Origin of the sequence: Acidovorax facilis (assembly GCF_050626955.1) — a bacterium.
Lineage (GTDB): Bacteria > Pseudomonadota > Gammaproteobacteria > Burkholderiales > Burkholderiaceae_C > Acidovorax > Acidovorax facilis.
The window spans coordinates 1,810,243-1,832,901 of sequence record NZ_CP192460.1 but is presented as its reverse complement, the minus strand read 5'-3'; the positions used below and the strand labels follow the sequence as shown (position 1 = coordinate 1,832,901).

Here is a 22,659-nt window from a genome sequence, read left to right as displayed (position 1 = left end):
AAAGCCGAACAACAGGGTCAGAACGTAAAGCCGGAAGGTTCGGGGAAGTTCACCAGGCGCGGGGCGATGGTGTCCCAGGGCGAGGTGGTTTCGAAACGGTCGCCGGTGCGGCGGGTCAGGGTGAAACGCATCACGGGCTCGCCCCCCACGATGGCGCCCAGGCGGCCGCCGTCACGCAGCAGCGCAAGCAGGGAGGTGGGCACTTCGGCCACCGAGCCGCTCAGTACGATCACGTCGAACGGGCCGTCGGGAATGGCGTCGCGGGCGCCGTCGTTCAGGCGCACATCGGCGTTTTGAACACCCGCGTCGCGCAGGTTCTCACGGGCCATTTCGGCGAGTTCGGGGTTGATTTCGAGCGACACCACACGTTCGGCGCGGGCGGCCAGCAGGGCTGCCATGTAGCCCGAACCTGCACCGATCTCCAGCACGCGGTCTGTTGGCTGGATTTGCAGGTCTTGCAGGATGCGTGCCTCGACGCGCGGCTGCAGCATGCTGTGGCCCAGGCGCACGGCCTCTTCGGCGTCGTTACCCAGCAGGGGCACTTCGATGTCCATGAAGGCCAGGCTGCGGTAGGCCGGGGGAACAAAGTCTTCACGGCGGACCACCGCCAGCAGGTCGAGCACGTCAGCGTCGAGCACATTCCAGGGGCGGATCTGCTGCTCGATCATGTTGTAGCGGGCCTGGGCAATAGGGTCGCTGATGTTGGCGGACGTGTTCAGGGGCAGGTTCATGGGATTTCTCCGTGGGGCAGATGCAAGGCCGATCGGGACGATCAGGACAAACCTTCGATTTTAGGCGCTGCCGGGGCGCGCCCCATCTTGCGAAGGGCCCACTGGGCCAAGTCGTCCATGTAGCAATACACCACCGGCACCACCACCAGGGTCAAGAGGGAAGAGGTAATGACCCCGCCGATCACAGCCTGGCCCATGGGCGCGCGCTGCTCCGAGCCTTCGGACAACGCGAACGCCAGTGGCACCATGCCGAAGATCATGGCCAGAGTGGTCATCAGGATCGGGCGCAGCCGCACCCGGGCAGCCAGCAGCAAGGCGTCGGCACGGGGCAGGCCGGGCACGGTCTGGCCCTGGTCGTTCACGTGCTCCTCGCGGGCACGGATGGCAAAGTCCACCAGCAAGATGGCGTTCTTGGTGACCAGCCCCATCAGCATCACCACGCCAATGATGGAGAACATCGACAGCGTGGAGCGAAACATCAACAGCGCCAGCACCACGCCAATCAGCGTGAGCGGCAGCGAGGTCATGAGCGCCAGCGGCTGCAAGAAGCTCTTGAACTGGCTCGCCAGGATCATGTAGATGAAGATGATGGCCATGGCCAGCGCCGAAATGGCGTAGCCAAAGGACTCGGCCATGTTCTTGGTGGAGCCGCTGAACTGGTAGCGATAGCCGGGCGGGAAGCTCACTTCCTCCAGCGCCTTCTTGATGTCGTTCGACACTTCACCGGCCGAGCGCTTTGCCACGTTGGCGTTCACCGCCACTTCGCGGGTCAGGTCGCGGCGGTTGATCTGGTTGGCGCCGGTGGATTCGGTCACGCTGGCTACCTGGTTCAGGCGCACGATGCGGGTGGTGCCGTCGGCCGCCGCCAGGGCAAAGGGCAGGCGCTCCAGGTCGGCGGGCTGGGTGCGGGCTTCGGGGGCCAGGCGCACGTTCACATCGTAGGTCTGGTCATCGGGGGCACGCCAGTTGCCCACCGTGGTGCCTGCCACCAGGGTGCGCAGCGATGCTGCCATGGGCGCCACCGACAGGCCCAGGTCCGACGCCACGTCGCGCTTGACCTCCAGGGCGATCACCGGCTTGTTGGGCTTGGCGCTGGTGTCCAGGTCCACAAGCCCGGGAATGTCGCGGATTTTTTCGGTGACAACCTTGGTCAGGCGCTCCAGCTCCTGCAGGTCGGGGCCTTGCAGCGAGAACTCCACCTGCTTGTTGCCGCCCACGGCGTCCAGCAGGCCCACGTGGGTGATGGTGATGCCGGGCACGGTCTTGAGGCGTTCCCGCAGCACGTCGGACATCTGGTCCACGCTGCGGCTGCGGTCCTTGCGGTCCACCAGGCGCACGTAGATGTTGGCGTAGATCTTGCCCTGGGCGCTGCCGATGTTGATGGTGGCCAGTGTGTAGCGCACCTCCGGCATCTCGCGCAGGATGCCCTCCACCTGTTGTGCCTTGGCCTCGGTGGCCTCCAGCGACGAACCCACGGGGGTGTAGAAATTGAGCGAGGTTTCGGAGAAGTCGGCCTTGGGTACGAACTCGGTGCCCAGCAGCGGCACCATGAAGATGCTCAGCACAAAGATGGCCAGCGCAATGGCCATGGTGGTCAGCTTGTGCACCAGCGACCACCGCAGGATGCGCTGGTAGCCCTCGGCCAATGCATCGGTGGCACGGTCGAACCAGCCTGTGACGCGGCCAATGGTCTTGTCGTAGAAGGTGACGGGCTCGATCTTCTGGCCGTGGGCATGGATGCTCGGGTCGTGCCAGATGCTCGACAGCATGGGGTCAAGCGTGAAGCTCACAAACATCGAGATCATCACCGCCGCCACGATGGTGATGCCGAACTCGTGGAAAAACTTGCCGATGATGCCGCCCATGAAGCCAATGGGCATGAACACCGCCACGATGGACAGCGTGGTGGCCAGCACCGCCAGGCCAATCTCCTGCGTGCCATCCATGGCGGCTGCGTAGGCGCCTTTGCCCATCTGCACGTGGCGCACGATGTTCTCGCGCACCACGATGGCATCGTCGATCAGCAGGCCCACGCACAGGGAGAGTGCCATCAGCGTGATCATGTTGATGGTGAAGCCGAACATGTTCATGAACAGGAACGTGCCGATCAGCGCAATCGGCAGCGTCAGCCCGGTGATCACGGTGGAGCGCCAGGAGTTCAGGAACAGGAACACGATGAGCACCGTGAGGATGGCGCCCTCGATCAATGTCTGGCGCACGTTGTTCACCGCCACGCGGATCGGGCGGGCACTGTCGCCAATGGTCTCCAGCCGCACGCCGGGAGGCAGCTGGTTCTTCAGCTCCACCACAGCGGCGTTCAGGCCGTCCACCACCTCGATGGTGTTTTCGCCCTGCGACTTCTGCACCGACAGCAGCAGCGTGCGCTGGCCGTTGTACAGGGCCAGGCTCTCCACTTCCTGCGCGCCGTCGTTGACGCGGGCCACCTGGTCAAGCCGGACCGGCGCTCCGTTCTTGCGGGCGACGATGATCTTGCCGAAGTCTTCGGGGCGTTCCATGCGAGCGTCGATCTGCACCACGCGCTCCTGCGCGAGGGACCGGATGGAGCCCACGGGCAGGTCCTGGTTCTCGTTGCGCACGGCCTGCGCCACCTGGTCGGGGGTCACGCCAAACGCTTCGAGCGCCTGCGGGTTCAGGTAGATGTTGATCTCGCGCTTGGTGGCGCCCACCAGGTTCACGGCGCCCACGCCGCGCACGTTCTCCAGGCGTTTCTTCAGAATCTGCTCGGCCCAGGTGGTCAGCTCGACAGCGCTGCGACCGGATTTTTCGTCCGGCAGTACCGCGAGCGACCACACGGCGCGACTGGCCGGGTCAAAGCGCAGCACGCGGGGTTCCTTGACCTCGGTGCGCAGCAGGGGGCGCACAGTGGCCACCTTTTCGCGCACGTCCTCGGCGGCCTTGCGGCCGTCGATGTGGAGCTGAAACTCGATGATGACAACGGCCGTGCCTTCGTAGCTGCGCGAGGTCAGGGCGTTGATGCCTGCAATCGAGTTGACGCCTTCCTCGATCTTCTTGGTGACTTCGCTCTCGACGATTTCCGGCGACGCACCGGGGTAGTCCACGGTGACCACCACCACCGGAAAGTCGATGTTGGGGAACTGGTCAACCTTCAGGCGCTGGTAGGAGAACAGGCCCAGCACGACGATGGCAAGCATCACCATCGTGGCGAACACGGGGTTTTTGAGGCTGACTTTGGTGAACCACATGGCGGGTTGGGGTAGTCAGGGTGATCAGGGAGCAGCGCGGGATGCCGCTGCCAATGCAGGTGCAGCAGCGGCTGTCGCAGCTGATGCAGCCACCGCCACGGCCGTGCCCTCGCGCAGCAGGCCGATCCGGCCCGCAATCACCACCGTGCCTTCGGGCACACCTTCGACCGCCACCAGGGTCTGGCCGCCCACCACCGCGCGGGTGCCGGTCTTGACGGGTGCATAGACCACGCGGCCATCTTTCAAGGTTTGGAGGTAGGGGGCGGGCTTGTCGGTGCGCACGGCGTCCAGCGGCACGGCCAGCACATCGGCCCGCCCAGTATCGAGCGTTCCCTGCACAAACAGGCCTTGCCGCAGCGGCGTGGCGCCGGGGGCTTGCTCAACCCGCAGGTAGACGGGCACCGTGCGGCTGCCTGCCTGGGCGCTGGGGTTGATGCGCACCACGGTGGCAGGCACCGGGGCAGGCATGCCCTCAATGGTGAGCTGCGCCTTCTGGCCCACCTGCACCGCCACGGAATCCGCCGGGTTGAGCAGCGCTTCCAGCTCGAGCCGCGACAGGTCCACCACCTCGATGATGCGGGCGTCCACCGCCACGCGCTCGCCCGGCTGGGCCAGGCGCTGCGCGACCAGCCCGCTGATGGGGCTCTTGAGCACGGTGTCTTCCAGTGCCTTGCGGGCCACGTCAGCGGCGGCCATTGCGGCCTGGTGGCTGGACTGCGCAGATTCGAGGCTGGCTTGCGAGGTGACCAGTGCCGTGGCCGAGATAAAGCCCTGGTCCACCAGCGCGCGGTTGTTGGTGTACTGGCGCTGGTTGATATCCACCTGGGCTTTGGCGGCATCGGCCTGCTGCTGCGCCTGGCGCAGGCGGGCGCGGGCTTCGGTGGGGTCGATGCGGGCCACTTCCTGCCCGGCCTTCACGCTGTCGCCTTCGCGCACCGTCAGCCCCTGCAAATCACCGCCCACGCGCGCCTTGACCATGGCCGAGTCCACCGCCCGCAAGGCGCCCGATACGGGCACGCCAAGCGCCAGGTTCTGCCGCCGCACCGGCAACACCTCTTGGGCTGCCAGTTGCAGCGGCGCCTGGGCGCGCTGGGCCGTGGTTTCGGCCAATGCCTTTTGCTGCGCCTGCCGCGCCGCCATGGCCCGCCACACGCCGCCGCCAAGCAAGACAACAACGACGGCTGCCACCATCCAGGGAATCCAGCGTTTCATGGTCAGGAGCCGCATGAGGGCGGCGCAGAAGAAGTGTGAGAGGGGGAGGGCACGGGAGAAGAAGGGTCGGGCCGCACCAGCAGCCCGTTCAGCACATTGTCGATCTGGGCATCGATGTACAACTCAGGCCGCAGGCCCAGGGAGTCTGGAATGCAGGCCCCCACCGAGTGCTTCCACATCATGAGGAAGATCATGGGCGCCAGAACCACATGCACGATGTAGTCCAGTGGCACGGGGCGGAACTCGCCGCGCTCGATGCCGCGTTCGACGATGCGGCGGATCAGCGCCTGCCCCGGCAGAATCACCTCCTGCTGGTAGAACTCGGTGATCTCCGGGAAATTCTGGGCCTCGCTGAACATCAGCTTGGTGATACCCGAGGCCTTGGTGGCGCCTATGCGCTCCCACCACACCTGGTAGCAGTACCGCAGCAGATCGCTGGTGGTGCCGACAAAGGAATCAAGCTCATCCCGCCACTCTTCAAAACGGCCCGCGATGTTCTGGCGCACCACCGCCTTGAAAAGCTCTTCCTTGCTGGGGAAATACAAAAACAGCGTGCCCTTGGAGACGCCTGCACGGGCCGCCACTTCATCCACCCGTGTCGCGGCAAACCCTTTTTCGACAAACAGGTCCAGCGCGGCCTCCAGCAGCTCACCCGGGCGGGCTTCCTTGCGGCGCTCGCGTTTGGTGCCGACGGAGGCGGTGGGGGGAAGGGAGGTGGGAGGCAAGGAAGGGCTTCGTTAATGACTGACCGGTTAGTAATGTAGCAAGCACGGGGTAGGGCGTCAATTCATAATGGTCAAATTTGAACCCAAGGACCACCATGACTTTGCAAACCATCACCCTGGGCGGCGGCTGCTTCTGGTGCACCGAAGCCGTGTTCGAGCGCGTGCGCGGAGTCACCGACGTGGAAAGCGGCTACACCAACGGCCACACGCTGAACCCCAGCTACGAACAAATCTGCCGGGGCGACACCGGCCACGCCGAGGTGGTGCGCCTGACCTTTGATGCCGATGAGATCAGCTTGGAGGAGATCCTGGAAATCTTCTTCCATACCCACGACCCGACCACCCTCAACCGCCAGGGCAACGACGTGGGCACCCAGTACCGCAGCGGCATCTATTACGAAGACCCTGCGCACGGTGACATTGCCAACGACATGATTCGCCAGATGTCGCAAGACAAGCTGTTTGGTGCACCGATCACCACCGAGGTGAAGCCGCTGCAGAACTACAGCACGGCCGAGGCGTATCACCAGGACTACTTTGCGAACAATCCGAACGCGGGGTATTGCGCGTTTGTGGTGGGGCCGAAGGTGGAGAAGTTTCGCAAGACGTTTGCGCGGTATTTGAAGGGTTGAGAGACCGCCGAGCAGTCTTCTCGGCAGCAAAACCAACACGGGTCCAAGCCAATGGATAGATTAACTAGTCAATCTATCCATTGGCAGTCGGGTGGAGCAAATAAAGCCCCAGCCCCAGTGCGAACATTATTCCCGCCAAGACGATGGCTCCCATTTTGTGTTGCAGATGATCTACGGCGTCAAACGCTTGCCAATGACCTTGCACGGCCAGTCGATGGCGCTTGAAGACCAGATATACGCAATAGGTATTGGTGGCAATGGCTATCAAGGCAAAACCAAGCTTGGCGTAGAGGATCGGGGTTTTTGGGGCGGTAGCCAACAGCATTGCACCTGTAGCCAAAACCATGGTGAAGGTGGGTATTTCAATGAAAATATCCACGCGCTTGTGAAGTGCCGAAAGAATGAGTTCCTTGTCACGACCTTGACCCAATAGCGCGCGTTCAAAAAGGGCTTCGGTAAGAACACAACCGAGCCAAAGACCGACAAACGTGAGATGAAGTGGTAATAGCAGTGCTTGCATTTTGGTTGGACCTTATCCAGACGGTATTCAACTCAATATGTCGAATGAAGTGAACGATTGGGGAAATTAGGAATTATGGTCAGGGCTTGAGCCTCACAATTGATATGCATCACGGGCATGCCATGGAGGTACGCCTGAAAGACTCAGCCAAAAGGTCCATCCAACCTGAGGCGCTTCTCTGTGTTGAACGGCTCCATCGCCAACCATGTCGCTGCAGCCGTCAGTCCTCTGCCATTTCATTCAGGGGTTTCAGTTGGGGGAGGGCCAGCACGAAGGCATAATGCAAACCGATTGCGTTACAGACATCACCTGCCGCCGCATCTCGCCATGCCCTCCACCCCATCTTCTTCATCCCCACACCGCCTTTGGTCGCTCCCCCCGGGCATGCGCGCCACCCGCGCCACACGGGCGCTGGCGGTGCTGTACGAGGCCCGGCCTGACGCGGCGCTCTCCGAACCCGAAGTAGAAGCCGCCCTCGCCACCGCTGGCGCTCCCGTCAACAAAGTCACCGTTTACCGCATGCTCGACCGCTTTGCCGCTGCTGGCCTGCTGCACAAGCAGGTGGACGCTGCCCGCGTGACCCGGTATGCACTGGCACCCCAAGGCGAAGAGGGCACAGCCCCCAGATTCGAATGCGACGACTGCCACCGCCAGTTCCGCCTGTCGCAAGGCTCGGCCAAGGTGCAGACCGCCCTCAAGCAGGTGCTGCAGGCGCTGGCCACGGCCGGGCATGAGAGCCTGGCGGTGGACATCGCGGTCCACGGGCGCTGTGCAGACTGCGCCCACCCGGCCGAGGGCGCTGCCGCATGATCCGCACACGAGGCCTTTCCTACACCTATGCCACGGGCGGCGCCGCGCCGCTGCGCTTCCCCGATGTGGACCTGCGCCAGGGCGGCACCTTGTTGCTGCGCGGGCGCTCGGGCTCGGGCAAGTCCACCTGGCTGGCGCTGATGGCCGGGCTGCGCGGAGCCAGCGGGGGCGACCTGTTTGTGGCGGGCACGCAGCTGGGCACGCAGCGCGGGGCCGAGATCGATGCCTGGCGCGCGCGCAGCATTGGCTTTTTGCCGCAAAAGCTCTACCTCAGCAGCGCGCTCACGGTGGCCGACAACCTGGCGCTGGTCTACTTTGCGGCCGGGCTGCCACGCGACGATGCCGCCATCACGCGTGCGCTGGCGCAGGTGGGGGTGGCCGAGCTGGCCGACCGCAAGCCGCACCAGCTTTCGGGCGGGCAGGCGCAGCGCGTGGCGCTGGCGCGAGCCGTGCTGCTGGCGCCGCAGGTGCTGCTGGCCGACGAGCCCACGGCCAGCCTGGACGACGAGGCCGCCGCAGACGCGCTGGCGCTGCTGCAGCACAGCGCCGCCGCCTGCGATGCCAGCCTGGTGATTGCCACGCACGACCAGCGTGTGGTCCAAGCCCTGGCCGGTGTGCAAACGCTGGATTTGAATGAAATCGGCGCCCAGCGCTTGATGGATAAGCGCGAGCAGCTATGAATTCAGGAGTCTTCAAACTGGCGCGCCTGTCATGGCGCTACCTGTGGTCCCGGCCTTTGGCGGCTGTGCTGAACCTGCTGGTGCTGACGCTCGGCCTGGCCGCCATCACGCTGGTGCTGCTGGTGGCCACGCAGCTCGACAAGGCGTTTGAGCGTGATCTGAGCGGCATCGACCTTGTAGTGGGCGCCAAGGGCAGCCCGCTGCAGCTCATCCTGGCGGGCGTGTTCCACATCGACGTGCCTACGGGCAACATCCCCCTGCAAGAAGTGCAGGCGCTGCAGAAGAACCCACTGGTGGCGCAGGTCATCCCGCTGAGCCTGGGCGACAGCTACCAGGGCTTTCGCATCGTCGGCACCACGCCCGACTATGTGGCGCATTACGGGGCTGCGCTGGCCGAGGGCGCGCTGTGGCAGCAGCCCATGGACGCGGTGTTGGGCGCCAGCGTGGCGCGCGGCATTGTCAAAAGCAGCCATGCCGGTGCGCCGCTGGTGGGTGCCACCTTTGTCGGCAGCCACGGGCTGGGCGGGGGAGGGCACGCGCATGGCAATCACCCTTACCGCGTGAGCGGCGTGCTCGCGCCCTGCGGCTGCGTGCTTGACCGGCTGATCCTCACCAGCACCGAATCCGTCTGGATGGTGCACGAGACCGCCACGGCCAACGATGCGGAAGACCTGGAAATCATGAAGGAAGAGCGCGAGGTGACCGTGGCCCTGGTGCGCTACCGCACGCCCATGGCGGCCGTCACGCTGCCCCGCCAGGTCAACAGCGGCACATCGATGCAGGCGGCAGCGCCTGCCATTGAGGTCACGCGCCTGTTGCGTCTGCTGGGCGTGGGCGCCGATGTGCTGCGCGCCTTTGGCGGCGTGCTGCTGGCTGTGGCCGCGCTGAGCGTGTTCATCGCGCTGTGGAACGCCGTGCGCGAGCGCCGCGCCGACCTGGCCATGCTGCGCATGCTGGGCGCGCCCCCGGGCCGCGTGGCGGGGCTGGTGCTGTGGGAGGCCCTGTGGCTGGCCGCGATGGCGTCTGTTCTGGGCCTGCTGCTGGGCCACGGCCTGGCCCATGGCCTGGGCTGGGCACTGCAGGCGCAGGGGCTGCTGCCCGTCACCGGCCTCATCTGGCTGCCCGCAGAAACAGGTGTACCGCTGATGGCGGCCGGTGTGGCGGCGCTGGCGGCGCTGCTGCCCGCCATGCAGGCGTATCGCACGGACGTGGCCGACCTGTTAAGCCAGCCCTGATGCAGCCATCGAGTTCTGTCCTCTAAAAACCGTCCACCAACCAATCTGAAAGGCCTTCCATGAAAAAGCTCCTCACCGCACTTGCCCTGGCCCCCATGCTGCTCGTCGGCGCCCTGGCGCACGCCCAGGCCCACAACGACAAAGAGACCAAAGAAGACATCGCCCGCCACCGCGCCATGGCCGCCGCCCACGAGGCCGCCGCCAAGTGCCTCGAATCCGGCAAGGGCGAGGACGTCTGCCAGAAGGAACTCCAGGCTGCCTGCAAGGGTCTGGCTATTGGCAAATACTGCGGCATGAAGCACGCGCACTGAGGCGATGGGCCTCCAGGCCCACTACCATTTCTGAAAACGCTACAGATCAGGTTTCCCGCCATGGCAATCCATCCCGCTCACCGTCATCCCGCTGCACAACCCGATGCCGGAGCCAGCCGCACCCGCACTGCCCGGCGCGCCTGTGCGATGGTGGTGCTGGCCTGGACTGGGGCCGTACTCGCACAGTCGCCGGCCGCTGCGCCCACGGGCAAACCAGCGCCGGGGGAGTTTGAACGCGCGACCGGAAAAACGCCCGGTGCCGCGCCCACCACCGCACCCGCGCTCTCATCCCCTTTGCCTGCGGGCGCGGGCACCGCCATGCCATCGGGCGTTGCGTCGGGCAGCGGGGCGGGCTACCACAGCCCCAACAGCCCCATTGCGCCGCTGCCCCAGCGCAATGACGTGGTGCCGTGGTCCGTGCTGACCGACCTGACCAAAAAGACCACCAAGGACGGCATCCTGCCCGTGTTCAACGACGCGCAAAAGGGCATGGACAAGACCACGCAGCGCATCCAGGGCTTCATGGTGCCGCTGGATGCCAAGCCCACGCAGACCCACTTTCTGCTTACCTCCGTGCCAATGACCTGCTCGTTCTGCACGCCGGGCGGGCCAGAGAGCATGGTCGAGGTCAAGGCCAAGACGCCCGTGCGCTACTCGCTGGAGCCGGTGGTGGTGGAGGGCAAGTTCACTGTGCTCCCCAACGACCAATATGGCCTGTACTACCGCGTGGTGGACGCGGTGCCCGTGAAGTAATTCCGCCGCCTTTTTCCCCGATCCCGCTGCCTTCCTTGTTCCTCTTGTGACCCCGTTGTTTCCAACCCCACTGGCCGCCCTGTGGCGCCGCCTGCGCCAGCAACTGCCCGCGCAGGCCGCCCTGGCGTGGCTGCTGCTGGCGCTGGTGGTGGTGCCCACGCTGGGGCGCCTGCACCAAGTGGAGCATGCGGAGGCGCTGGAGCAGATGCGCGCGGGCCACGCGGTGCAAGCTGCGCAACAAGCGGACGCACACCACAGGCTCGCAGCCGCTTCGCTGGCAGCGGATGAGGAGGCGGCCCCGTCCACCGAGGCAGACCACACCCACGGGCTGCTATCACTGCTCCTGGCCCCCCACGCGGCCGTGGACTGCCTTTTGCTCGACCAGCTTGCGTTGGGCGATGCCCTGCACAGCGCCCCCTCGGCGCTGCCCACCCTGGTGCCCGCGCAGGCACCGCCGATACAACATGCTGGGCGTTCTACGGCCCCGCACGTTGCGCTGTTCCAGGCGCGTGGCCCGCCCACGGCCTGACCGCAGCAAATCGCATACGCGCCCACCGCATCGCGGGCAGGGCCGCCAACACCTTGCCCGGCCTTGCAGGGCTGCGCTATCGCGCTTTGCCCATTTACTCCTGATTCCATAGCAGCTCGCGCTTGATAGACAAGCGCTGGCGGCCATTTTTAGTCAAATTTTCATGCCCAGGGCGTGGAAGCCATGTGTCTGCGTGCCGGCCCCGCCAGCACCGGTGCATGCACCACGCCCCTGCGCATGGGTTCCCGCACACGTTCAAGCACCCGTTGCCACACCGCACCATGACCCACACCACATCCCAACCTCGCCGCCCCGTCGTTGTTCTTCGCGCCTGTCCCACCCTCCACCCCGTGGCCCTGGCCGCCATGCTGGCGCTGACGGGCACTGGCGTGGCGCACGCGCAAGCCGCGCCGGTGGCAGCGCCTGCCGACAACAGCGCTGCGGCCACCGCCAGCCTGCCCGCCGTCACCGTCTCGGCCAGCGGCCTGCAACTGGGCGCTAATGAGATGACCACGCCGGTCACCGTGCTGGAAGGCGATGAACTCGTGCGCCGCCGTGAGGCCACGCTGGGCGAAACGCTGAACAGCGAACCCGGCATCACCAGCAGCCACTTCGGCGCTGGCGCCAGCCGCCCCATCATCCGGGGCATGGACGGCCCGCGCGTCAAGGTGCTGAGCGACGGCGCCGAACTGCACGACGCCTCCACCATCAGCCCCGACCACGCCGTGGTGTCCGAGCCGCTGCTGGCCACACAGATCGAAGTGCTGCGCGGCCCCTCGGCCCTGGTCTACGGCAACGGCGCCGTGGGCGGCGTGGTCAATGTGCTCGACGGCAAGATCCCCACCGCCATCCCGCAAAAGGGCTACGAGGGCAGCGCCGAGCTGCGCGCCAACTCCGGCGCGGGTGAAAAAGCAGGTGCCTTCTCGCTGACCGGCGGCACCGGCAACCTGGCCGTGCATGTGGAAGGCGTGGCGCGCGATGCGGGCGACTACCGCGTCGGCAAGGGCTGGGCGCCCGAGGGCGAACCCACCCGCAAGGTGCTGGGCAGCTTCAACCGCACCGACACCGGCAGCGTTGGCCTGTCGTGGGTGGGCGAGCGCGGCTACCTGGGCGCCGCCTACACCCGCCAGACCGCCAAATACGGCCTGCCGGGCCACAACCACAGCTTTGAAGGCTGCCACACGCACGGCGACCACCTGCACTGCGGCGCGCACGAAGAGGAGGAAGACGGCCACGACCACGGCGCCGAAGAACATGGCGACGTGCCTGTGGTGGACCTGCGCAGCGAACGCTTCGACATCCGCGGCGAGCTGCGCAACCCCTTCGCCGGCTTCTCGGCCTTGCGCCTTCGCGCGGGCGTGACGGATTACGTGCACGACGAAGTCGAAGACGGCGCCATCAGCACCACCTTCAAGAACAAGGCCTACGACACCCGCATCGAGCTGCAGCACGAGCCCATTGCAGGCTTCAAGGGCCTGATCGGCCTGCAGACCTCGCAGCGCAAATTCAGCGCCGACGGCGAAGAGGCCTACGTGGAGCCCACCATCACCCGCAAGCTGGGCTTCTTCGCGCTGGAGGAATACCGCCTGGGCGACTGGCGCTTCGAAGCCGCCCTGCGCCACGACCGCCAGACGGCCGAAGCGCAAACGAGCGGCATCGAGCGCAGCCACAACGGCACCTCCGCATCGCTGGGCGCGGTGTGGAAGTTCACGCCCGGCTACCAGGTCGGCACCTCGTTCACCCGCGCCAGCCGCGCCCCTTCGGCCGAAGAGCTGTATGCCAAGGGCCTGCACATGGCCACCAGCACGTATGAGCGCGGCAACGCCGACCTGAAGTCCGAGATCTCGCAGAACATCGACGTGAGCCTCAAGAAGACCAGCGGCGACACCACCTTTGGCGTCAGTATCTTCCGCAACCGCATCAACAACTATATCTACGGCCGCACGCTCGATGAAGTCGATGGCCTGCAACTGCTGCAATACAGCCAGGCCGACGCCACCTTCACCGGCATCGAAGGCCAGGTGCGCCAGCGCCTGAACCGCAACCTGGGTATCACGCTGTTCGGCGACACCGTGCGCGCCACGCTCGACGCAGGCGGCGGCCGCCTACCGCGCATCCCCGCCACCCGCGCGGGCATCCGCCTGGACGCCAACTGGCAAGCCTGGGAAGGCCAGGTCGAATGGGTCCAGGTGGCCCGCCAGAACCGCGTGGCCGAGTTTGAAACCGCCACTCCCGGCTACGGCATGCTGAACCTGGGCGTCAGCTACAACGGCCAGTTCAGCACCGGCACACCGTGGCAGGTGTACCTGAAGGCGAACAACCTGACGGACCGCCTGGCGTATGCGCACACCTCGTTCATCAAGAATGCCGCGCCGTTGATGGGCCGCAATCTGACGGTGGGGGTGAAGGTGGCGTTCTGACGGGTGAAGCCGTCGTGATGTGAGCGAGCCAGCGGCGGAGGACGGCGTTGCTGGCTCGCACATCTGGCGGCCCCAAACCACCCAAACCACCGAGTCCAAAGGTGACTTGGATGCATGCCATACTCGCTTTGACGTGGTTGATTTTTCGATCCGTCAAGGCGACGCTGCCTCAGTCCCGGTGATGGCGCGCACCCGATTCGGAAATGGGATTGGCTCCGCAGCAGGCCGCCCAACGCAGGGTTGCGCGACGCGCGAAGGACTTGTTCGGCGCGGCCGTGCATGAATCTGACCCATTTGCAATAGCCCTGCATGCCCACCACTCCCACGCCGTCCGCAAACCTGTTGCAACTGCTTCCTGAGGCGGTGGTGCAAACCGATGCGCTGTGGGAGATCACCTATCTGAACCCGGCGTGGCACAAGCTCACCGGCCATTCGGTGGCGGCGGCGCTTGGCAGGTCTTTGCTGGAGTTCGTGCATCCCGACGACATCGGCACCATGCGCTCGGGCATGCCGGTGTTCCGCTTGCGCTTTGCCGACGCGGACTATCGCTGGGTGCGTCTGCAGCTCCACCCGGAGACGGATGCGGCGGACCGGGTGATCAGCCGCCAGGGTGTCCTGATCGAGATCACCGAGGTCACCGAGCAGGTGCTGGTGGAAGTTCGCCAGCGCTTTCTGCGCTTGCTGGAAACCATTGACGGCGTGGTGTGGGAAGCTGAAATCGGCGTGGGCAATACCTTCCTGAGCCCGCAGGTCGAACGCTTGTTCGGCTACTCCGTCGAGGAATGGCGGGCTGACCCGGGCTTCTGGCGGGCGCATGTACACCCCGACGATCTGGAGGAGGCCCTGCGCATCGACGATGCCGCTTACAACGCCACGCACAGCCATGCCTACGAGATGAGCTATCGGCTGATTGCCAAGTCCGGCAAGGTCGTGTGGGTGCGCGATCTGTGCCGCGCGGTGGTCGAGCCGGGGCGGCCGAACCGCATGATCGGCCTGATGATCGACGTGACCCAGCAGAAGAACACCGAACTCGAGTTGTTGCGCTCCGAAAACCGCTATTCGCTGGCGACGCGGGGATCCAATGACGGCATCTGGTACTGGGACTTGCGAACGGACGCGCTGCATGTGTCCGGGCGTTTTCTCCAGATCGTCGGACTGGGTAGCGCCGATCTTGTACATGACGGAGGCTGGCGCTTTTTGGAGCAACTCATCGATACCGAGGATCGCGAGCGCGTGCAGGAGGCCTACCGCAGGCACCTGTCGGGAAACAGCCCGAACTTTTCGGTGGACTTCCGCGCGTTCCACGGAGCAGGGCGGCTGGTGTGGGTCAATTGGCGCGGGCTCGCCGAGTTCGAAGAGGGTGTTCCCGTGCGCATGGCGGGATCGTTGAGCGATCTGGCCGAGCGTGGCAGTTCCTACGATGCGCTGACCAACTTGCCCGGCCGGCCGTTGTTCCGTGACCGCCTCGCGCATCTCATCGCGCTGCACCAGAACGAGGCAGCCAACGGTGATGGCGTGCCGACACGCGATGGAGCCACGATGTTCGCCGTGCTGCTGCTGGATCTCAACGGGTTCAAGGCCGTCAATGACAGCTACGGGCACCATGTGGGCGACCAGCTCTTGCAACAGGTGGCGCGGCGGCTCGAATCCTGCGTGCGGGCGGTCGATCTGGTCGCCCGCATGGGTGGCGACGAGTTCAATGTGCTGTTGGAGTCTATTGACCCCGCTGAAGCCCGCCAACGCGCGGAGCAGATTGCTGCAGCCCTGGAAGTACCTTACGTGATTGGCAGGCACACCGTGATCAGTGGTGCGAGTATCGGATTGGCCAGCAGCGCATCCAGGCTGGCGACGGTCGACGACTACCTGCGCGCAGCAGACACCGCCATGTACCGGGCCAAAAGTCAGTCATTGGGCGTGTGCGTGTTTCAGTAAGGCGTGCCAGGGACAATTGCCTGCGAGGCTGTCGCATGGCTTGTCTTCCTCGTCCCCTTCTGGTTTTCGGTGGTTTCGCTGGGGTGCTTCCAGTGCGCTTTTGCCTGGGACCAGGGGGTGATTGCTGGCTGATGCCTGATGCCTGATGCCTGATGCCTGATGCCTCCATTGGATGCTGGAAATCGAACATTTTTTTGGACTTGTGCGCTTAGCCATCAAGCGCAAGTAGCTACAGTATTGATAGCAACTGAAACCCTGCGTATCCTATGGATGCGAGGCGAAAAAAAACCGGCTCCTCAGAACCGGTTTTTCACAGAGGGTTGCCTGGATCAGTAACGACCGCCGCCGAAGCCACCCGTGCCGTAGCCAACGTCCGAGCGTGTGCTCGCACTGTAGCCGCCGGCCTTGTAGCCACCGGCGCCACCACCCTCTTCACGGGGGCGGGCCAGGTTCACGACGATCGAGCGGCCGTCAACGGACATGCCATGCAGGGCGCTGATGGCGGCCTGGGCGACTTCGGCGGAGGCCATTTCCACAAAGCCGAAGCCCTTGGAGCGGCCGGTTTCGCGGTCCATCATGACCTTGGCGGAAGAGACCCGGCCGAATTCGGAAAAGTTGCTTTCCAGGGTGGAATCGGTCACGGAGTAGGGCAGGTTGCCCACGTAGATTTTGCTGCTCATGGTTGAGCCTTTCTGAAATGTGGTGCGCAACGAAGGGCGTACCGTTGGGATGCAGCTGTGCAGATCGAGTGTCCGCAGCAACTGGGATGGGTGGATGGGATCTGCAGGTCGCAGATCAGGTCATCAGCACGTTGGGGGGTGCGGCATGCACGTCTGCAGCCAGCCCTGGGTGACTGCAAAGAGCCGGGCGGCTTCGCGCGAGGCAAAGGCTTTGTCAAAACGGAACACGCGGCAGTAGCTACCGTTGCCCTGAGAACGATGGACCGAGAAGGAGGCGCGGAAGCGGCCGCAGTCGGTCGGGTGTGTCGTGGGCGAAACGACGTACTTGCCCATGGAAATGGCGGTCTGTGAAATCTGGATCAATCAGGATCGCAGGCGTGGAAATCGACCTGCGTGAGCATCAAGGGACGCAGTGGGCTGCAGCTCTACAGACCCAATGGGCAACCACAAAGGTTGCAAAAGGCGGCTTGCCTGGGGCGGATTGCCCCCCTGAGCAGGCGTTGCGGTGACTGCACGCGTCAAGAGCCGTGACTGCAACGACACGGAGTATACAGCAATTTGCATGTATCTGCAGTTTAATATTATTTTTGGTTTTAAAAGGCGCTCTTGCTGGGTTGCGTCGGCGCCCCACACGGTCCCATCCCTTCGGTTGCTCGGCCCTCGATCAGGCCCCAGCAAGGGCCGCAACTCTGCTCATGCTGCAGGATCAGGCCGAGCAAGGGGGTGACTTTTGCCTGCCGCGTACAGGCTTGTTTCGCCAGGACCGCTTGGCTTTTAGAGTACGCGTGCCGAGCGTTTCACCCCCAGAAAATGGCTTCTAGTGAGCTGCATGGTATATTTGCAGAAGTAACAATTTGTGATGGAAAATCAACAAAATTAATTGATATTTGTGTTGCCAATGTGAATTGATGTGAATATTTTATAAAATCAATGATTTTCTCCGTTTCCTTGTTGTTGATCGCCTGGTCCTCACAGCGATGGGCTTCACGCTTTGCCAATTCTTCTGCCGATAGTTTCTGGATTTTCATCGCCAGCACAATGCTGCAGGTGGGTGCAATTGCAAGCCTGACTTCGTTGGTTCAAGCATTGAATCCGGCTGCGTGGATGCTGGTCCAGCTGCTTTTTTGCATTGCCACTTTGCGGTTGACACGCGAAATGGGGTGGCCCACGCTTCGGGGCTTTCTGGGGATATGGAGTGCGCAGCGCACAAGGCTTGCAGCGTTCGCGCGGGGATTATCGCAGTGGGGAGTGATAACGCTGATGGCGATTTGCGGAGTCCTCTGGATGTCGTTGGTAGGGCAGGCCGTAGCGCCTCTCCAGAACTTTGATGACAGGATGTACCACGCCTCGCGGGTTATCTACTGGATTCAAAATCAATCGGTATTCCCGTTTGACACGCACAATATCCGACAGACGATGATTCCGTTCGGGAGCGAGTTATTCTTCCTGTGGCCGGTGCTGTTCACCAAAACTGAAGCTATGGGCCGCATTGTGTTTTGGCTGGCGTTTCCATTGGCAGCCATCGGTCAATATTATTTATTGCGGGCACTCAAATTGAGCCAGACAGTGGCTCTGGTGGGCGTGTTGATTCTGGTCTCTACGCCTCTTGTTGCATCCAGTGCAGTGGGGCTCAAGCCTGAAATCTGGTCCATCGTCACCCTGCTGGGTATTGCCTATTGGGTGGTTTCCATTTGCACGCAGCCTGATGCATCGAAGGCCCAATATTTCTTCCTGGGGACATTCACGGTACTGAGCATCAATGTCCGGTCGTTTCCAGTGTCGATGATTCCTAGCTTGCTGCTGATCGTGTGGTGGGCGCCGAGTCCGTTTTCATGCATTGCGCGGTTCAAGGCACTGGCTGCAGGATGGGTGTGTGCGGGTGTTTTGAGTTCGCTGCTTGTTCCCCTGGCATTCAACACGGCGCTCTACCACCACCCCTTGGGGCCACAGGAGGTGCGGCGCGTGGTGCAGGCCGACATCACTCCGCAAGTGATCTATACGCACGCGGTACGTTTTGTATTTTTGCTCCTGGAACTGCCGGACGTTCCGGCTTCGAGCGAAACGCGGTCCCGTTTCAGCAGTGCCGCCAACCAATTCATTTATTCCATTGGCGCTGGCGCACCCTTGGCGGGCGAAAACAAGGGCGCGTGGCCGGGGAGTTTCGTGTACTCGCTGCCAGAGCACTCCACACGGTTTTCGTTGTGGGGGTTGCTGTGGATTCCCATGTCGCTGATCGCTGTGTACCTTTTGGTTCGCAATCTGGTCGCGACCTGGCCGCACGTGAGGCTGACGGCGTTGTCGGCACAAACGCTTTTGGCAATTCCATTGCTGTGCGCAATCCTGTTTGGCGCGCGGTGGATGGCCCAGTCCGACGTGCCTGCGCGATTTCTCATTGGCCCGTATGCATTGCTGCTGCCCGTTGGCATTGCGCTGGTTGCGCCGTACCTCTCCATAAAGAAATTTGCCCAGGCGCTCATCGCGATGGTGGTCACGTATGCCGCATACCAGCCGATGAGGGCTCTGGCTTACGACGCTGTACAGGCCATCGCAGCTCCCGCCTCGGAAAAGCTGATCAATGAGCCATTTGAAGAAATTGTCGGGTCCATGCTGCCGGCTGGTTCCCGCGTGCTTTTTGTGGGGCACCAGGACGCCCGCGACTATTCGCTCTTCTCCCCGGAAACCCGTTATTCCAATGCAGTGATTCCCTGGGGCACGGGGCCTTTTGACCCAGAAAGAATGGGCCGGATGATCGCATCCGAAAAAGCCACCCACGTCTTGATCCAGGACGACAAGCAGGTGTTCTTCGAGTGGTTTCCAACCGTCGATACCCGCGAAATGGTGAAGTGGCTCAGCGCCCAAGCCGGACTGAACATCCCCCTCAACACACCCCACATGCGTCTGTTCGAAGTGAGCGGCACCACATTGGCCAACGAAAGGCCATTCCAGACGACGGCCGTCCCGCCGGGTTCACCCTTGATCAGGGTCGCCGACAGTCTCAAAACCAAGGTGGGTATCGATCCCGCCTTGCTGGAGACGCCATGGCCTGTTGAAAACCTGGGTGGCAGAGAGGGCGGTTTCCTGTGGATGGGGCAGGGGCATGCCGAGGGCATCGAGTTCGCACTCTGGTCGCGCGAGGACCACGACGTGGACCTCCGGTTCGAGGTATCCCCGGGGCACGGCCTGACTGCGCCCGACCGGAGGGTCATGGTGCTGCAGGACGGCGTCCCTGCGGCGGAAGGCGAGTACACCTTCCGCGGGAGGGCTTCGGTGGTGGCGCGCACCCGCCTCCATGTGGGGCGGAACGTCATCAGCTTCTTCGCGGTGGATACCGCCACCATCAAGCCACTGCCCAATGGCGATACCCGCAATCTGGTCATGGGCCTGCACGAGATACGCATCGAACCAGGGCCGGTTGCCGCACCTGCAGCCACCGCAGGCGTGATGCGGCCAGCTTTGCCCGACAAAGCGGACCCAGTCCCCAACGCCACCCGCCATGGCGAGCTTGCGCACAGCGCCCGCAAGGCTGTGGGTTTGATCAGCCGCAGGCAACAGGTCGATGGCTACTGGCTCACTGCGTACACCAGCGAAGAGCGTTTTGAGAAGCCGAAGCTGGAAATGAACACCTACGTCACTTCCATGATGGTGGACGTTCTCGGTTCAAGACCAGGCCCCGTGGGGCTGGGGGGAAGCCTGGACCGGGCCCGGACCCATCTGCGCAGCCAGATCGAGGCCAGTGGGCTCGTGCGCTACCACGGCCGGCCGGATGGCGCCGCCATGACCACACATGGGCTGTGCCCCATCACACCCGATGCCGACGACACCGCCCTGGTGTGGAGACTGGCCCCAGGTGCAGATGCACTGCGGCCAGCGGCCCTGACGGCGCTGCTGCAGTACCGTACCGCCGAAGGCCTGTACAACACCTGGCTGGGCCAGCGCAATGAGTACCGGTGCATCGACCCAGGCTCCGACCCGAACCCCACCGACGTGGCAATCCAGATGCATGTGCTGATGTGGCTGGCGCAGGCCGACCCACCAGCGGCCCAGATGTTGTGCGGCGCGCTTCGCCAAGCCATCGACCAGGACCGCGTGTGGGTTTACTACCGCAGGGCACCGCTGGTACCCGTCTTGCGCCAGGCCGACATGAAAGCTGTGGGCTGCGATGTGCAGTTGCCGCCCTCGCGTTCGCAAACAGCCCTGCCAGGGCAGGAAATCTGGCTGCGCGCCAGCGACATGTTGCAGCGGCTCCAGGGCGGCAAGGGCAGGGTGCCCGAGCCGACCCAGATCATCCATCTGCTTCAAGAGCTGTCAAAAAATGACTTCTTCGCCGTGAAGCTGAACCCGCCCTTGCTGTACCACAACGATCTCACCGCCTCGGTGCGCAGGTTCTACTGGTCGGAAGATGTGGGCTATGCGCTCTGGCTGCGGCTGTACCTGGAAAGCGCGCGACTGGGCCTTCTGGCCGACAACGGCAACGGCCTTGACAACAACACCGGCAGCTCTGCAGCCGATGGCAGGCGGACTGCCCCGAAAACACCATGATGGATCGTCCCCAGGGAGCCCGGCGGGTTCTGCGCCTGTTGTCGTGCATTCGATTCGACGAGGTTCTGGTGCTTCAGGGCGCGCCTTTGCTGGGCGCCGTCTTTGCCATGGGCCACTTCACATATCAGAGCGCGGCGATGCTGTTGCTGTTGATGGCAGGAAACGCCTTTTTGGTGGCCCACATCTTCATGCTCAACGATTGGTCCGGAGTGCACCAGGACCTTCGGGACCCAACCAGGGCCGCAGGGGTTTTTATCAATCGCGGCATTCGGCGCAATGAGATCGGGGCCTTGTTGCTGATTCTGCTGGCGCTGAGCCTCATGACCCTCAGCCAGCTGAACGCGGCAACGCTGGCTATTGCGCTGTCGATCGCAGTGGCAGGCGCGCTCTACTCCATCCCGCATGTTTACCTGAAGGGCATCCCGCTTGCGAACACACTGCTCCATGTTGCCAGCGGGTTGCTGCATTTTTTGCTGGGCTATTCAGTATTCAGAAGCCCCGACATGAATGGCCTGCAGATCGGATTGTTCTTTGCCACTATTTTCAGCGCGGGCCACCTGACGCAGGAGGTTCGCGATTGCGAGGCCGACCTAAGCAACGGGATTCAAACCAATGCAGTGAAGTTCGGCAAAAAGCGGAGCTTCATCGCTAGTTTTGTGCTTTTCACGCTGGCCGACGCCCTGTTGGTCCTGCTGGCGCTGAGAGGAACGGTGCCGCAAGTGCTGGCCATGTTTGTCGCGTTGATCTATCCGCTGCATTTTTACTGGATGCTCCAGGCGATGCGGGAAGGACTGACGTTTGAGAGTGTACGCAGTCTGCAGGCGCGCTATCGTGCGCTTTATGCGGGCATGGGCGTTGTCATGATTGTTTCCGTACTATTGGCGCAAAAATGGATATACCTTCTTCCATGAAGCTGACGATTGTCATTCCTTGCTTCAATGAAAAGCAAACCATCCGGTCTATTGTGGACGCAGTGCGTTCAGCGCCTTATCCGCAGAAAGAAATTATTGTTGTCGATGATTTTTCAACAGATGGAACCAGAGAGATACTTGCTAATGAGTTGGCTGGCAAGATTGATAGACTGGTATTTCATGAAACCAATCAGGGCAAGGGGGCGGCACTCAGATCTGGCATCCAACATGCCACCGGGGATATCGTCATCATTCAGGATGCCGATCTCGAATACAACCCCGATGAATATCCCATTTTAATAGAACCTATTTTATCCAACAGGGCCGATGTAGTGTTCAGTTCGCGTTTCATTGGTGGCAATTGCCACCGCGTCTTGTACTTCTGGCATCGCGTGGGCAATGGGTTCTTGACGTTGGCATCCAATGTATTCACCAATTTAAATCTGACGGACATGGAGTCCTGCTACAAGGCATTTCGGCGAGAAATAATTCAATCCATTCGCATTGAAGAAAATCGTTTTGGATTTGAGCCGGAGATTGTAGCCAAGGTTTCAAAATTGAATTGCCGCATCTATGAGGTGGGCATTTCCTATTTTGGAAGAACTTACGAAGACGGCAAGAAAATCGGCTGGAAAGACGGGGTCAGAGCCCTCTACTGCATAATAAAATATAATATTTTTCGATAATTTTATTTGCCAATATGGACATCAGCGCTTCGCACCCGACAGGATGAGCCTACTTTCCATAAACCCTTGTTGTCTCGCGGCAATACGTGTCCTCATCAGCAAGCACCTCCCGAAAAGGGTGTTGATGCT

At 62.9% G+C, this 22,659-nt stretch carries 19 protein-coding genes; 12 read left to right on the top strand and 7 right to left on the bottom strand.

All coding sequences use genetic code 11. The annotated features are described in order from the left end of the window. Nucleotides 1-17: 17 nt before the first annotated feature. The 4 genes from ACQ4MJ_RS08225 to ACQ4MJ_RS08210 are packed head-to-tail and all read right to left on the bottom strand — an operon-like array spanning nucleotide 18 to nucleotide 5,892. Nucleotides 18-731, bottom strand: coding sequence for a protein-L-isoaspartate O-methyltransferase family protein (locus ACQ4MJ_RS08225; RefSeq protein WP_121420155.1), 714 nt, complete (start codon nucleotides 729-731; stop codon nucleotides 18-20). A gap of 41 nt (nucleotides 732-772) precedes the next feature. Further along, nucleotides 773-3,955 (bottom strand): efflux RND transporter permease subunit, encoded by a 3,183-nt coding sequence (locus tag ACQ4MJ_RS08220; RefSeq protein ID WP_431153007.1) that lies wholly within the window; start codon nucleotides 3,953-3,955, stop codon nucleotides 773-775. Between the two features lie 24 nt (nucleotides 3,956-3,979). Beyond that, nucleotides 3,980-5,167: an efflux RND transporter periplasmic adaptor subunit gene (locus tag ACQ4MJ_RS08215; RefSeq protein ID WP_431153008.1), complete on the bottom strand. Its 1,188-nt coding sequence runs from the start codon at nucleotides 5,165-5,167 to the stop codon at nucleotides 3,980-3,982. Nucleotides 5,168-5,169: 2 nt separating this feature from the next. After that, nucleotides 5,170-5,892, bottom strand: a complete 723-nt coding sequence (locus ACQ4MJ_RS08210) for a TetR/AcrR family transcriptional regulator (protein WP_431153009.1) — start codon at nucleotides 5,890-5,892, stop codon at nucleotides 5,170-5,172. 95 nt (nucleotides 5,893-5,987) lie between these two features. Between ACQ4MJ_RS08210 and msrA the strand changes: the two genes are divergently transcribed. Next, the gene (msrA, locus tag ACQ4MJ_RS08205) at nucleotides 5,988-6,524 is read left to right on the top strand and encodes a peptide-methionine (S)-S-oxide reductase MsrA (protein ID WP_431153010.1); all 537 of its coding nucleotides are present in this window, start codon (nucleotides 5,988-5,990) and stop codon (nucleotides 6,522-6,524) included. A gap of 73 nt (nucleotides 6,525-6,597) precedes the next feature. Here msrA and ACQ4MJ_RS08200 read toward each other — a convergent pair whose 3' ends face one another. Beyond that, nucleotides 6,598-7,044, bottom strand: a complete 447-nt coding sequence (locus tag ACQ4MJ_RS08200) for a hypothetical protein (protein WP_431153011.1) — start codon at nucleotides 7,042-7,044, stop codon at nucleotides 6,598-6,600. A gap of 384 nt (nucleotides 7,045-7,428) precedes the next feature. On the opposite strand from ACQ4MJ_RS08200, the gene ACQ4MJ_RS08195 reads away from it, so the two are divergent. The 8 genes from ACQ4MJ_RS08195 (at nucleotide 7,429) to ACQ4MJ_RS08160 (ending at nucleotide 15,714) form a co-directional block, all read left to right on the top strand. Beyond that, a complete protein-coding gene (locus ACQ4MJ_RS08195) occupies nucleotides 7,429-7,854 on the top strand; it encodes a Fur family transcriptional regulator (protein ID WP_055401883.1) in 426 nt (141 codons plus the stop codon). Next, nucleotides 7,851-8,534 carry an ABC transporter ATP-binding protein gene (locus tag ACQ4MJ_RS08190; protein WP_431153012.1) on the top strand — a complete coding sequence of 228 codons (684 nt, stop codon included), beginning with the start codon at nucleotides 7,851-7,853 and terminating at the stop codon, nucleotides 8,532-8,534. The genes ACQ4MJ_RS08195 and ACQ4MJ_RS08190 overlap by 4 nt, the downstream gene beginning before the upstream one ends. Further along, complete coding sequence (locus ACQ4MJ_RS08185; protein WP_431153013.1) at nucleotides 8,531-9,769, top strand: FtsX-like permease family protein; 1,239 nt, start codon at nucleotides 8,531-8,533, stop codon at nucleotides 9,767-9,769. Before ACQ4MJ_RS08190 ends, ACQ4MJ_RS08185 begins: the two co-directional genes overlap by 4 nt. 59 nt (nucleotides 9,770-9,828) lie before the next feature. Beyond that, the gene (locus tag ACQ4MJ_RS08180; RefSeq protein WP_218301085.1) at nucleotides 9,829-10,080 is read left to right on the top strand and encodes a hypothetical protein; all 252 of its coding nucleotides are present in this window, start codon (nucleotides 9,829-9,831) and stop codon (nucleotides 10,078-10,080) included. Between the two features lie 147 nt (nucleotides 10,081-10,227). Then, the gene (locus ACQ4MJ_RS08175) at nucleotides 10,228-10,833 is read left to right on the top strand and encodes a DUF3299 domain-containing protein (protein ID WP_431153097.1); all 606 of its coding nucleotides are present in this window, start codon (nucleotides 10,228-10,230) and stop codon (nucleotides 10,831-10,833) included. Nucleotides 10,834-10,879: 46 nt separating this feature from the next. Then, nucleotides 10,880-11,362 (top strand): hypothetical protein, encoded by a 483-nt coding sequence (locus ACQ4MJ_RS08170; protein ID WP_431153014.1) that lies wholly within the window; start codon nucleotides 10,880-10,882, stop codon nucleotides 11,360-11,362. A gap of 281 nt (nucleotides 11,363-11,643) precedes the next feature. Further along, complete coding sequence (locus tag ACQ4MJ_RS08165; protein ID WP_431153015.1) at nucleotides 11,644-13,782, top strand: TonB-dependent receptor domain-containing protein; 2,139 nt, start codon at nucleotides 11,644-11,646, stop codon at nucleotides 13,780-13,782. Between the two features lie 309 nt (nucleotides 13,783-14,091). Next, a complete protein-coding gene (locus ACQ4MJ_RS08160) occupies nucleotides 14,092-15,714 on the top strand; it encodes a PAS domain-containing protein (RefSeq protein WP_431153016.1) in 1,623 nt (540 codons plus the stop codon). A gap of 329 nt (nucleotides 15,715-16,043) precedes the next feature. Here the strand turns inward: ACQ4MJ_RS08160 and ACQ4MJ_RS08155 are convergent, their stop codons facing one another. Continuing rightward, on the bottom strand, nucleotides 16,044-16,394 hold the full coding sequence (locus ACQ4MJ_RS08155) for an RNA recognition motif domain-containing protein (RefSeq protein ID WP_055401895.1): 351 nt from the start codon (nucleotides 16,392-16,394) through the stop codon (nucleotides 16,044-16,046). A 123-nt stretch (nucleotides 16,395-16,517) separates the two neighbouring features. Beyond that, on the bottom strand, nucleotides 16,518-16,727 hold the full coding sequence (locus ACQ4MJ_RS08150; protein ID WP_055401919.1) for a hypothetical protein: 210 nt from the start codon (nucleotides 16,725-16,727) through the stop codon (nucleotides 16,518-16,520). Between the two features lie 597 nt (nucleotides 16,728-17,324). On the opposite strand from ACQ4MJ_RS08150, the gene ACQ4MJ_RS08145 reads away from it, so the two are divergent. Genes ACQ4MJ_RS08145 through ACQ4MJ_RS08135 form a run of 3 tightly spaced genes read left to right on the top strand, consistent with a single transcriptional unit; the run spans nucleotide 17,325 to nucleotide 22,530 of the window. Further along, nucleotides 17,325-20,933, top strand: coding sequence for a hypothetical protein (locus tag ACQ4MJ_RS08145; protein ID WP_431153017.1), 3,609 nt, complete (start codon nucleotides 17,325-17,327; stop codon nucleotides 20,931-20,933). Next, nucleotides 20,930-21,844, top strand: coding sequence for a UbiA family prenyltransferase (locus ACQ4MJ_RS08140; RefSeq protein ID WP_228895340.1), 915 nt, complete (start codon nucleotides 20,930-20,932; stop codon nucleotides 21,842-21,844). Before ACQ4MJ_RS08145 ends, ACQ4MJ_RS08140 begins: the two co-directional genes overlap by 4 nt. After that, on the top strand, nucleotides 21,841-22,530 hold the full coding sequence (locus ACQ4MJ_RS08135) for a glycosyltransferase family 2 protein (protein WP_431153018.1): 690 nt from the start codon (nucleotides 21,841-21,843) through the stop codon (nucleotides 22,528-22,530). The genes ACQ4MJ_RS08140 and ACQ4MJ_RS08135 overlap by 4 nt, the downstream gene beginning before the upstream one ends. The last annotated feature ends 129 nt before the right edge of the window (nucleotides 22,531-22,659 follow it).